Here is a 10,433-nt window from a genome sequence, read left to right as displayed (position 1 = left end):
TGTCGAAGTGCTGCCGGACTACCCGCCGTCGCCGACACCGCTGTCGGCGCTCTACCCGCAGAACCGCCAGCTCGCGCCACGGGTACGCGTGTTCATCGACTGGGTGACCGGGATTTTTGGCGAGGATGGGACAGCGGGCCGGGTGTGATCGCGCACCGGGGCGCCGGCTATTTTGCGAAGGGCGATCGGACGAGATATGCCGTGACGGGCGGGATTGGGTGAGACAAAGGCTGCGCGCGCGCTGCGTTCGCGTCCAAAGGCCGGCAAACTGTAGGAGATCACCGACATCGTTACGCTGATCGAAGCGAAGGAAGCCGTAAAGCCGATGGTCGCGGAACGTATAAAAACGGACCGCCTCACCTTCACGATGGAAAATTCGGACAGTTAGCCGACAACTCGGCCCATGCTCGATCCAATTCGACTTTCGATTGGGTCTTTTCAATGCTTTTCGCGGTGGCGTTGTCGATGAAGTTGCTTTCGATCCGCATGACTCGAAAATTTCCACCTGACGGCCGCTGATAGAGGACAATATAGCCGCAGTAACGATCGATGTTTCCAAACTTCGCCGCTATGTCGACTGCGGCATAAACGCCGGGAAAGGCAGCGTTCGCTGGGTCCTTCAACCATGTGAATTTGAGTAGCCGGCGCTCGCACACAGCGCCGGCCTGAGAATGAAAATCTTTACTTTGCTCCAAGAAGGCATTCGATGGGATCAAAGCTTTCGCGGTATCAGTCATCATTTCGTATGCCCGCCCATACTCTTGGTTATCGAGCGAAAGGAAATAGCGACCAACCGTTTCCGTTGCATCTCGAACCGCGTCCTCTGAGGGCGTCCACTCTTGCGATTGTGCGGGTAGGATCGCAACCAACACCGAAGTCACGATCGCAAGGAAAGCTACGGCTGCATGTGTCATGGGAATTTCTTCGCAGGAGCTTGCCACGAATGCAATCCGGTCACGGCCGATAGCCAGAATTTCGAACTGACCCACATCCCAATAGCGCGCTATGTTAGCGCTGCTGCAAGCGGATTGTCACATATCTCGAACTCCAGCCACCTGCCCTTGCGCTGCGCGTCATCGCGACCCTGATCCTTGATCAGCTCCGCCCTCGTGCTATAAAAAACCATGTCAGGGACCAGCCCCGCGGCCACTGCGCCGCTCATCGTGATCGATCTTCAGACCGGCATGTTCGACGGTGTCGCCGAACCGCCGATCCATGATGCCGACGGCATGGTTGCCCGCACCCGCGCGCTGATCGAATGGGCACGGCGCAGCGGGCGCAAGATCGCCTTCATCAGGCACGACGGCCCGCGGGGCGATCCTCTGGCGCCGGGTGAGCCGGGCTGGCCGGTGTGGCCGGCGCTCGGCCAGGCCGTGGACGAGCCGACTTTCGCCAAGCGTGTCGGCGACGCGTTCAGCAATGCCGCGCTTGCAGAATGGGTGGTCGGGCAGGGCGCCGGCGAGGTCGTTCTGATCGGCGCGCAGACCGATTTTTGCGTGGCGGCCACGGTGAAGGGCGCCTTTGCAGCGGGCCTGGGCGTCACCGTGATTTCCGACGCTCACAGCACGCTCGACACCACCAGCGAGACCGCCGCGGAGATCATCGCCCGGCACAATGCGGCATTTGCCGCCGCCGGGGTCAAGCTGGCGACGACAAAGGCCCTTACCGATAGCTGATTCGCCGGCTCATTCGGCAGGGCTATTTGAGCCAGGACTCGTATGCGGCCATTCCGTCATATTCCCATTCGAAGCGCTTCCGTAGCGCGCGGACGCTTTCCTTCCACGTTTTTCGCTCGCACTTACTGAGAATGTCGTGAAGGCTTTTCCTGAGACTCGGCCAGTCAAAATCTTCTACGAAAATGACGGCGCGATCGTCGAGATCTATCTGATCCCTGATTTGGTTGGCGATGACGTGAACATCGAAATAGTCACTTCCAGCATCGTCGTCCCATCCGATCGCCAGGGATAGTGCCAGAGCGAAGCTCTTGGGATTCGGCGGCCGCCACTGTTCCAGTATTTTTTCGCTGTCGAGAACTTTCATGCCGGAACGGATTTCCTGCTCGGTATAGCCCTCGCGGATCAGGCTTTCTGGAACGGAATGACCTTTTCTCGACCTTGAGCCGAGGTTCCTTGCGGTAACACCTCTTAACCTCAGCCGAGATGGATAGACGATTTTCGACATGACTCATTTTTGCAAAATGGCAATGACCTCAAGTAGCGACCAATTCTCAGCTAGGCAATCGACGCCTCATCGGGCCCTGAAGGCTTCGGGGCGATTTGGCGCAGGCGCTTGTGATCTGCACGCTTCCTCTGACGCGGCCTATCGCGTATTGGCGCGGGACCTCTCCTTTGGCCTTTCCCGGAAAACCATGATTCGTCTCGAAAGCATCAGCAAGCAGAACGGCCGGCAGATTGTCTTCATTGAAGCCTCCGCCGCGTTGCAGAAGGGCGAGAAGGTCGGGCTGGTCGGCCCCAATGGCGCCGGTAAGACGACGCTGTTTCGCATGATCAACGGCGAGGAGCAGCCTGACGAAGGCCAGGTCTCGGTCGATCGCGGCTTCACCATCGGCTATTTCAGCCAGGATGTCGGCGACATGTCCGGCCGCAGCGCCGTTGCCGAAGTGATGGACGGCGCCGGGCCGGTGAGCGAAGTGGCGGCCGAGATGCGCGAGCTCGAGCACGCCATGGGCGATCCCGATCAGGCAGACCATATGGACGAGATCATCGCCCGCTACGGCGAGGCGCAGCACCGCTTCGAGGAGCTCGACGGCTATGCGCTGGATGGGCGCGCCCGCGAAGTGCTGGACGGCCTTGGCTTCAGCCAGGAGATGATGGACGGCGACGTCGGCAAGCTCTCCGGCGGCTGGAAGATGCGCGTGGCGCTGGCCAGGATCCTTTTGATGCGGCCCGACGCCATGCTGCTCGACGAACCGAGCAACCATCTCGACCTGGAAAGCCTGATCTGGCTGGAGCAGTTCCTGAAGAATTATGACGGCGCCCTGCTGATGACCTCGCACGACCGCGAGTTCATGAACCGCATCGTCAACAAGGTAGTGGAGATCGACGGCGGCTCGCTGACTGCCTACTCCGGCAACTACGAATTCTACCAGCAGCAGCGGGCGATTGCCGACCGGCAGCAGCAGGCGCAGTTCGAGCGCCAGCAGGCGATGCTGGCCAAGGAGATCGCCTTCATCGAGCGCTTCAAGGCACGTGCCTCGCATGCCGCCCAGGTGCAGAGTCGGGTGAAAAAGCTGGACAAGATCGACCGTGTCGAGCCGCCCAAGCGCCGCCAGAAGGTGTCGTTCGATTTCCAGCCGGCGCCGCGCTGCGGCGAGGACGTGGTGACGCTGAAGAACGTCCACAAGGGCTATGGCAGCCGCTCGATCTACGAGGGGCTGGATTTTCAGGTGCGCCGCCGCGAGCGCTGGTGCATCATGGGCGTCAACGGCGCCGGCAAATCGACGCTGTTGAAGCTGGTGGCCGGCGCGTCCGAGCCGGATAATGGTACGGTGGCGCGCGGGCCGAGCGTCAAGATGGGCTATTTCGCCCAGCACGCCATGGAAGTGCTGGAGGGCGAGCGCACCGTGTTCCAGACACTGGAAGACGCATTTCCGCAGGCCGGCCAGGCGCCGCTCAGGGCGCTGGCCGGCTGCTTTGGCTTTTCCGGCGACGAGATCGAGAAGAAATGCCGCGTGCTGTCGGGCGGCGAGAAGGCGCGGCTGGTGATGGCGCTGATGCTGTTCGATCCGCCCAATTTGCTGGTGCTGGACGAGCCGACCAACCACCTCGACATCGCCACCAAGGAGATGCTGATCACGGCACTGTCGCAGTATGAAGGGACCATGCTGTTCGTCTCGCATGACCGCCACTTCCTGGCGGCGCTGTCGAACCGGGTGCTGGAACTGACGCCCGAGGGCATCCACACCTATGGCGGCGGCTATACCGAATATGTCGAGCGCACCGGGCAGGAGGCGCCGGGGTTGCGGAGCTGAGGCCGGCTCTGCCGCTAACGGTCACCTAAGCGCTCGATTCCGGAAGCACGAGCTGCTCAGCCATGTATCGCAATTTCGCGCAGCGGATCGCCGCCGTCGATGAACAGCCGGCCTTGCGCGGTCAACGCGGCGCCGAGCCGCCGCAGGGCGATTTTCCCTGCTTCGGGATGACGCCCGTCCAGCGCGCCGACGCGCACCGCAACGGCAATGTCGAAGTGCTTCTCGTCGGCCTCCAACTCGAAATCCTCGATGGCGATCTGGCGAAGACTCAGCCGGCCTGCCGCAATCTCGGCGCGCGAAGCGGCCCCGGCCTGCGCGATGGCCTTGGCCGAGCGGTCGATCGCCAGCACGTGCCCGCCGCCGATCCGGCGCGCGATCTCGCGCGCTGCAGCACCTGGTCCGCAGCCGATCTCCAGCACTCGCATGCCCGGCCGCAAGGGCAGCGCGTTGACGATCGCCAAAAGCCTTGGCGACAAGTCGTTCGCCATTTCCGCTTCTCCAGCTTTTCGCGATCCGAGATTAGCGACCGCGGCCGGCGACGGGAAGGCCGAGAGACGCGGGCATGCCGATGTGTTCAGCTGGTGTGTTCACTTGGGTGCTGGTTGAGGAGGGGCATGATCGACTTCGAAGAGGTCGACGATCCGGTCTCGACCGCGGGCCACCGAGCGGACCCCGAGCGGCCCGGCGTCGTTGACCTGAGGGGTAGGGAGGGAACTGGCGCCGAGCCTAACCGGTTGGGGGGTAGATCACCGGCCGTTTATGTGTATACGCTCAAGCTAATATAAGAGCAAGCTAATGTTTTGGGTCAGCGATGTGGGCGATTGTTCTGATCAGTGGCCGGTTGTGGCTTCCTGCCGCGCCCTCCAACCCGGCCAAACGCCGCTTATTGCCTTCAAGTCCTGGCTCCAATGCTGTACCCCGGCCCGAACTTCAAGGAGCCTCGATGACCTCACATCCCGACATCCCCGACGCTAGCATGGCGGTCGATGCGGCCGGCATGACAGCCGATGACGAGCGCGCACGCGAGGCGGATGCCGCATGGCAGGACGATATTCGCGAGGGCGTGCGGCATATAGGCGATCTGGATTCCCTGCCGCTGGCGCCAGCCGAGCGGGCGGCGGCCGAAGCCGCGGCCACGCGCCACAAGGTTCGCATTCCCAAGGCCTATCTCGACCTGATCGACTGGAGCGACCCCGCCGATCCGATACGGCTTCAGGTCATCCCGTCGCCCGATGAACTGGCAGAGCAGGAGGGCGAACTCGACGATCCGATCGCCGACCACGCCTTCAGTCCGGTGCCGAGATTGACGCATCGACATGCCGACCGGGTTTTGCTGTTCCCAACCTATCAATGCGCGGTCTATTGCCGGTTCTGCTTTCGTAAGGAGTCGCTGACGTCGATCGGCCGCGGCTATACGCGCGAAGCTCTCGATGAAGCCTTCGCCTATATCGCGGCCCATCCGGAAATCCGCGAGGTGATCCTGACCGGCGGCGACCCGCTGTCCTTGCCGGACAGGGCGCTGGCGGAAATCCGCGCCCGCGTCGAGGCGATCCAGCATGTGCGGCTGTTGCGCATCCACACCCGCGTGCCCGTCGCGCTGCCGTCGCGCGTCACCGGCGGGCTGGTTCAAGCCTTGCAAGGCCGGCTGATGGTCACGATCGTCACCCATTTCAACCATCCACGCGAAATCACCGAGGCGACCGAGCGGGCCTGCCGCACGTTGCGGCAGGGCGGCTTCGTGCTGCTGAACCAGAGCGTTCTGCTGAAAGGCGTGAACGATACGATCGAGGTGCTGGAAGAGCTGTGCCGCGAGCTGATGTACCGCCTTGGCGTCAAACCCTATTACCTGCACCACGGCGATCTCGCGCGCGGCATGGCGCACCGGCGCACCACGATCGCCGAGGGCCAGGCCCTGGTCAGCGCCTTGCGTGCGCGCCTGTCGGGCATCTGCAATCCCGTCTACGTGCTGGACCTGCCGGATGGCGGAGGGAAAGTGCCGCTCGGCCCGTCCCATCTTGAGGCGCGGGAAGGGGAGACGTGGCGAATACGTGGGCTTGATGGGGCGGTGAGGGGGTATGGAGAGCTGGTTGGGGAGGAGGGGACGCACAGCCGCCGTCAAGCCAGCCTAACTTGGTGACCTGACATGCGGCCCTTGATCACGGAAGCATGCGTTAACTGCTGCTCTATTTGGTGCTTGCGCAATTGCTAAAATGGTGGAAATGTTGGTGCGGGGTAATGGGTTAGGGGAGTTCGTCCCGGCTGTAGCGAGTTCCGGGGCGGCGCAGAAAAATCATGAACTTTCCACAGTTCCTGGTGGGGCTGACCACCACATCGTCCATCGTGGCGATCTCGACTTACTTTGCGACGGGTTCAATCTGGAAGACGCTGGCCTGGACGATCTTGACCTTGATCGTCATGCAGGTTGGATATTTCCTGTTCGTCGTCCGGTTGATCTACGGATCCGGGGCGAAAAGCGCGGCGGCAAATCCGCGGCGTCTGAGGGCTGTGCCGCCGAACCGTCGAGGTCGCGTTCAGCTTAGGTAGTAATGTCCCATATAGATATCATGGTCTAGACAGGACATGTTCGGTTCTGGGAATGTGCATTGGACGTTCCGCTAGTTTAGTCAACTAATATATATCGCCCAACTGATGTCGTCGTTTTTGGGCTAGCGGGAAAACCTGCCTGCTGCTTGTACGACGGTGCCTAAGGCCACATTCTACAACCGGCTGGCAAGCTCGCTTTTGTTGATGTCAGCCTAAATCCGGCCTGGTGTTTTCGATGGACCGTTGAGGCTATAAAGCTGTTCAACCGGGCGGCATCGAGGTGCGCGTCGGCCGGTCGAAGAGGGGATGATGGCCACCGACGGAACGCCAAACGTGATTTTGCTGATCGGCAGCGCCCCCGATGTGGTGCGCTGCGCGGCCTGGCCCAAGCAGGCCTTCGGCTAGATCGTCGCCATCAACAATGCCTGGCGCGTGCGCCCCGACTGGGATTTCCTCGTCCATGCCGGCGATTTCCCGGCGGAGCGGATGCCGCGAGGCGATCCCTTGCAGCAGGCGCAGATCTTCAGCGCCTCGCATTACGTGCCGGCGCAAAACAGCTTTGGCGGCTTCGTCTATGCCGGCGGCACCATGTCGATGACGGCGGCCTACTGGACGATCCACAGCCAGAAGCCGGACGTGCTGGCATTCCTTGGCTGCGACATGATCTACGATCAGCCCGGCAACACGCATTTTTACGGCGTCGGCCGGGCCGACCCTTTGCGCAACGACGTGACGCTGCGCAACCTCGAGGCGAAGTCGGCCCGCCTGCTCATCCATGCGCTCCGGCGCGGCTGCCTCTGCGTCAACCTATCCGATCTGCCGCGCAGCCGCCTGATCTTCCCGCGGCTGACGCTCCACGAACTCGGCGCGCTTTCGCTTTCGCAATTTTCGGAAATGAAGGCCGAGATGCTTGCTGGCCTGCGGCTCGATCAGGCGGAGGAGGCCGACAGGATGGAGGAGGAACTCGGCTATTTCTTCGAGGACGGCATGTACTGGAAGCACCTCGACAAACTCGACGAGAAATTCCTGGCCAATATCGACCGGCTGTGGATGGTGGCGGTGGAGGCGAGCCTGAGCAGTCGGCCGAAGCTGCCGATCTCCCCTACAAGGCGGGAGATCGGCGCGTCGTCCGCTTAGCTTTTGGCCGCCTCGAGCTTGTCCTGCGTCTTCGTCTCGAAATCGCTGGCGTCATGGCGCTCGTGCAGCTGCATCGAAGGCTCGCCGAAGGTGCGGTTGACCATGCGGCCGCGCTTGACCGCCGGCCGCGCGTCGATGGCGTCGGCCCAGCGCTGCACGTTCTTGTACTGCTCCACCTGCAGGAACTCGCCGGAATCGTCGTACATGCGGCCCTTGGCCAGCCCGCCATACCAGGGCCACACCGCAATGTCGGCAATCGTGTAGTCGCTGCCGCCGAGATACTCGCTTTTGGCCAGGCGCCGGTCGAGCACGTCCATCTGCCGCTTGGTTTCCATGGCGAAGCGGTCGATGGCATATTCGATCTTCGTTGGCGCATAGACGTAGAAATGGCCGAAGCCGCCGCCGAGATAGGGCGCCGAGCCCATCTGCCAGAACAGCCATGACAGGGTCTCGGCGCGAGCCGGCTGCTCTGTCGGCAGGAATTCGCTGAATTTTTCGGCGAGATAGAGCAGGATCGAACCGGATTCGAAGATGCGGACAGGCTTTTTCCCGCTGCGGTCCATCATGGCCGGGATCTTGGAGTTGGGGTTGACCTCGACGAAGCCGCTGCCGAACTGGTCGCCATCGTTGATCCGGATAAGCCAGGCGTCGTATTCGGCGCCGCTGTGGCCGAGCGCCAGAAGCTCCTCCAGCATGATCGTCACCTTGACGCCGTTCGGTGTCGCCAGCGAATAAAGCTGCAGCGGATGCTTGCCGACCGGCAGTTGCTTGTCATGTGTCGGGCCGGCGATCGGCCGGTTGATGCTGGCGAAAGCGCCGCCGTTTGCCTTGTTCCAGGTCCAGACTTTTGGCGGCGTATATTGGTCCGTTGCGTAGTCGTTCATTCGGGAGGCCTTTGGAAGGGTTGGGTTGGGAGGATTGGGGAGGACATCAGATATCAACTTGGGTAATGGCGGAGAAATTTGCATAGGGCAGCTTGGGATAGCCGTAGGTACAGATAGGGCTGCCGGCGCTGTTGCAAAACCCCGGCGCGAACGGCGCGGCGCCGCTCCACGCCAAAGCCGGCGCCGCCCCTTGCGCCTGATCACCTGCGCCATACCTATAGCCCATATCGGCCTGCGAACATTGCCAGGAACCAAAGCATGAATATCGAGCCCCTTTTGCAATCCATCGTGGCCGTCCGCGCCACCGTCCCCGAAGACGCCTTCACGGCAGACGCGCTGGGCACCCGCCGCGAGGGCAGCGGCGTGGTCATCCGCGGCGACGGGCTGGTGCTCACCATCGGCTATCTCATCACCGAGGCCGAAGAGGTCTGGCTGGCCGACCAGGACGGGCGCGTGGTTCCCGCCCATGCGCTCGCCTACGACCAGGAATCGGGCTTCGGCCTGGTGCAGGCGCTGGCGCCGCTCGGGCTGCCCGCCATTGCGCTCGGCGATGCGTCCAGGGCGAAGATCGGTGATCCCGTCGTGCTCGCCGACGGCGTCGGCCGCTCCGTGCGGGCGCGGATCGTCACCAAGCAGGAATTCGCCGGCTATTGGGAATATCTGCTCGACGAGGCGATCTTCACGGCGCCTGCTCACCCCTCATGGGGCGGCGCCGGCCTGATCGGCGCGGATGGCAGGCTGCTCGGCATCGGTTCGCTGCGCCTGCAGATGAGCCGCAACGGCGAGGTCGCCGACATCAACATGGTGGTGCCGATCGATCTGCTGCCGCCCATCCTCGACGATCTCCTGACGCGCGGGCAGGTCGCCAGGCCGCCGCGGCCCTGGCTCGGCGCCTTCTCGGCCGAGAGCGACGGCAAGGTCGTGGTGATGAGCGTTGCCGAGGGCGGTCCGGCCGCCCAGGCAGGCCTTCGCCAAGGCGACGTCATCTCGGATGTCCGCGACACGGCGGTCGACGGGCTTGCCGATTTTTATCGCAAGCTTTGGAAGAGCGGCCCGGCGGGTGCCGAGATCCCGCTCCGGGTGCTGCGCGATGGCCGCGAAACCTGGCTGCGCGTCAAGTCCGCCGATCGCAACAGCCTGCTGTGGAAGCCACCTCTGCAGTGAGGCAACCGAAATCTCTCACTCTCCGCACGCGCTGAAGCCAGTGCCCGGGTTCCACTCCGCAAATGGGATGACCTCGCCTTCGACCGATACGGTCGCTTGCCTGGTGCTGCCGTCCGCCAGCTTCTTGCTGCTTTTGCCCTTGCCGGTCAGCACATTGTAGTCACAGTCGCTGGCAACATTGTCGTCCATGTAATCCCAATGCTCGTAGGCAAAACCGGCGACGACGAACGTGCCGTTGCGCCAGGCGAGCGTGAGCGTCTTGTTGATCCGCTCGCTGCCGATCTCCATCGCCGGAATATAGAGCTTGATCGAGCCGTTGGGGAGCGCGGTGAGTTCGGGCTCGGTGTCGGATGTGGCGGGGCCTGGCCGGTCGTAGTTCTTCCATTCACCGTAAATCTGTTCACGCACGACCCCGGCAGGTCTGAGAAAATCGCCGTCGCGGTCCCTGAGGAACAAATGCAGGTCCATGGGATGGCCGGGCTCGGTCTCGACGATCATCGCCAGATCGGCGGCGCCGTCGCCGTTCCAGTCGCCGGTCGCCGCCGCGATGATCTTCTGGGTCTCGATCGGTTCTGCCAGTGCGGCGGCCGGCAGCAGCAGGACCAGACCGAATATTGTCGATCGCATGTAAAATCCTCTGAGCCTGGGCAGGCCTGAGACGCACGCGCTTCTCAGGAGGCCCGGCTCTGCCGCGTCTCGGAACGGCTCGTCTC

General features: G+C 62.7%; 11 protein-coding genes. 6 read left to right on the top strand and 5 right to left on the bottom strand.

Translation table 11 applies throughout. The features are described 5' to 3' along the window. Positions 1 to 362: 362 nt before the first annotated feature. Positions 363 to 914: a DUF4019 domain-containing protein gene (locus tag E5W70_RS08355; RefSeq protein WP_292656382.1), complete on the bottom strand. Its 552-nt coding sequence runs from the start codon at positions 912 to 914 to the stop codon at positions 363 to 365. Positions 915 to 1,124: 210 nt separating this feature from the next. Here E5W70_RS08355 and E5W70_RS08350 point away from each other — a divergent pair, with 210 nt between their 5' ends. After that, a complete protein-coding gene (locus tag E5W70_RS08350; RefSeq protein WP_292656379.1) occupies positions 1,125 to 1,676 on the top strand; it encodes an isochorismatase family protein in 552 nt (183 codons plus the stop codon). A gap of 22 nt (positions 1,677 to 1,698) precedes the next feature. Here E5W70_RS08350 and E5W70_RS08345 read toward each other — a convergent pair whose 3' ends face one another. After that, positions 1,699 to 2,181, bottom strand: coding sequence for an Imm8 family immunity protein (locus E5W70_RS08345; protein ID WP_292656377.1), 483 nt, complete (start codon positions 2,179 to 2,181; stop codon positions 1,699 to 1,701). Positions 2,182 to 2,368: 187 nt separating this feature from the next. Here E5W70_RS08345 and E5W70_RS08340 point away from each other — a divergent pair, with 187 nt between their 5' ends. Next, positions 2,369 to 3,991, top strand: a complete 1,623-nt coding sequence (locus tag E5W70_RS08340) for an ABC-F family ATP-binding cassette domain-containing protein (protein WP_292656374.1) — start codon at positions 2,369 to 2,371, stop codon at positions 3,989 to 3,991. A 56-nt stretch (positions 3,992 to 4,047) separates the two neighbouring features. Here E5W70_RS08340 and E5W70_RS08335 read toward each other — a convergent pair whose 3' ends face one another. Then, entirely contained in the window at positions 4,048 to 4,479 is a 432-nt protein-coding gene (locus tag E5W70_RS08335; RefSeq protein ID WP_292656372.1) for a methyltransferase domain-containing protein, read from the bottom strand. Between the two features lie 509 nt (positions 4,480 to 4,988). Between E5W70_RS08335 and E5W70_RS08330 the strand changes: the two genes are divergently transcribed. The 3 genes from E5W70_RS08330 to E5W70_RS08320 all read left to right on the top strand — a co-directional run bounded on the left by E5W70_RS08330 (position 4,989) and on the right by E5W70_RS08320 (position 7,672). Continuing rightward, positions 4,989 to 6,128 carry a KamA family radical SAM protein gene (locus E5W70_RS08330; RefSeq protein WP_292656401.1) on the top strand — a complete coding sequence of 380 codons (1,140 nt, stop codon included), beginning with the start codon at positions 4,989 to 4,991 and terminating at the stop codon, positions 6,126 to 6,128. Between the two features lie 155 nt (positions 6,129 to 6,283). Continuing rightward, on the top strand, positions 6,284 to 6,535 hold the full coding sequence (locus E5W70_RS08325; protein WP_292656370.1) for an exopolysaccharide production repressor protein: 252 nt from the start codon (positions 6,284 to 6,286) through the stop codon (positions 6,533 to 6,535). Positions 6,536 to 6,967: 432 nt separating this feature from the next. Next, positions 6,968 to 7,672, top strand: a complete 705-nt coding sequence (locus E5W70_RS08320) for a hypothetical protein (RefSeq protein WP_292656368.1) — start codon at positions 6,968 to 6,970, stop codon at positions 7,670 to 7,672. Here E5W70_RS08320 and yghU read toward each other — a convergent pair. Then, positions 7,669 to 8,556 carry a glutathione-dependent disulfide-bond oxidoreductase gene (gene yghU / locus E5W70_RS08315; protein ID WP_292656366.1) on the bottom strand — a complete coding sequence of 296 codons (888 nt, stop codon included), beginning with the start codon at positions 8,554 to 8,556 and terminating at the stop codon, positions 7,669 to 7,671. The genes E5W70_RS08320 and yghU overlap by 4 nt on opposite strands. A 258-nt stretch (positions 8,557 to 8,814) precedes the next feature. Between yghU and E5W70_RS08310 the strand changes: the two genes are divergently transcribed. After that, complete coding sequence (locus E5W70_RS08310; RefSeq protein WP_292656363.1) at positions 8,815 to 9,720, top strand: S1C family serine protease; 906 nt, start codon at positions 8,815 to 8,817, stop codon at positions 9,718 to 9,720. Positions 9,721 to 9,735: 15 nt separating this feature from the next. On the opposite strand, the gene E5W70_RS08305 is transcribed toward E5W70_RS08310, so the two are convergent. Continuing rightward, the gene (locus E5W70_RS08305; RefSeq protein ID WP_292656361.1) at positions 9,736 to 10,347 is read right to left on the bottom strand and encodes a hypothetical protein; all 612 of its coding nucleotides are present in this window, start codon (positions 10,345 to 10,347) and stop codon (positions 9,736 to 9,738) included. Between the last annotated feature and the right edge of the window lie 86 nt (positions 10,348 to 10,433).

It is taken from the genome of Mesorhizobium sp. (genome assembly GCF_005063415.1).
GTDB lineage: Bacteria > Pseudomonadota > Alphaproteobacteria > Rhizobiales > Rhizobiaceae > Mesorhizobium.
The sequence above is the reverse complement of the archived record's forward strand: the minus strand, read 5'-3'. Positions and strand labels throughout refer to the sequence as shown.

Coding starts and splice junctions, on each gene's coding strand:
- E5W70_RS08355 (WP_292656382.1), bottom strand. CDS start 914: ATGACACATGCAGCCGTAGCTTTCCTTGCGATCGTGACTTCGGTGTTG.
- E5W70_RS08350 (WP_292656379.1), top strand. CDS start 1,125: ATGTCAGGGACCAGCCCCGCGGCCACTGCGCCGCTCATCGTGATCGAT.
- E5W70_RS08345 (WP_292656377.1), bottom strand. CDS start 2,181: ATGTCGAAAATCGTCTATCCATCTCGGCTGAGGTTAAGAGGTGTTACC.
- E5W70_RS08340 (WP_292656374.1), top strand. CDS start 2,369: ATGATTCGTCTCGAAAGCATCAGCAAGCAGAACGGCCGGCAGATTGTC.
- E5W70_RS08335 (WP_292656372.1), bottom strand. CDS start 4,479: ATGGCGAACGACTTGTCGCCAAGGCTTTTGGCGATCGTCAACGCGCTG.
- E5W70_RS08330 (WP_292656401.1), top strand. CDS start 4,989: ATGACAGCCGATGACGAGCGCGCACGCGAGGCGGATGCCGCATGGCAG.
- E5W70_RS08325 (WP_292656370.1), top strand. CDS start 6,284: ATGAACTTTCCACAGTTCCTGGTGGGGCTGACCACCACATCGTCCATC.
- yghU (WP_292656366.1), bottom strand. CDS start 8,556: ATGAACGACTACGCAACGGACCAATATACGCCGCCAAAAGTCTGGACC.
- E5W70_RS08310 (WP_292656363.1), top strand. CDS start 8,815: ATGAATATCGAGCCCCTTTTGCAATCCATCGTGGCCGTCCGCGCCACC.
- E5W70_RS08305 (WP_292656361.1), bottom strand. CDS start 10,347: ATGCGATCGACAATATTCGGTCTGGTCCTGCTGCTGCCGGCCGCCGCA.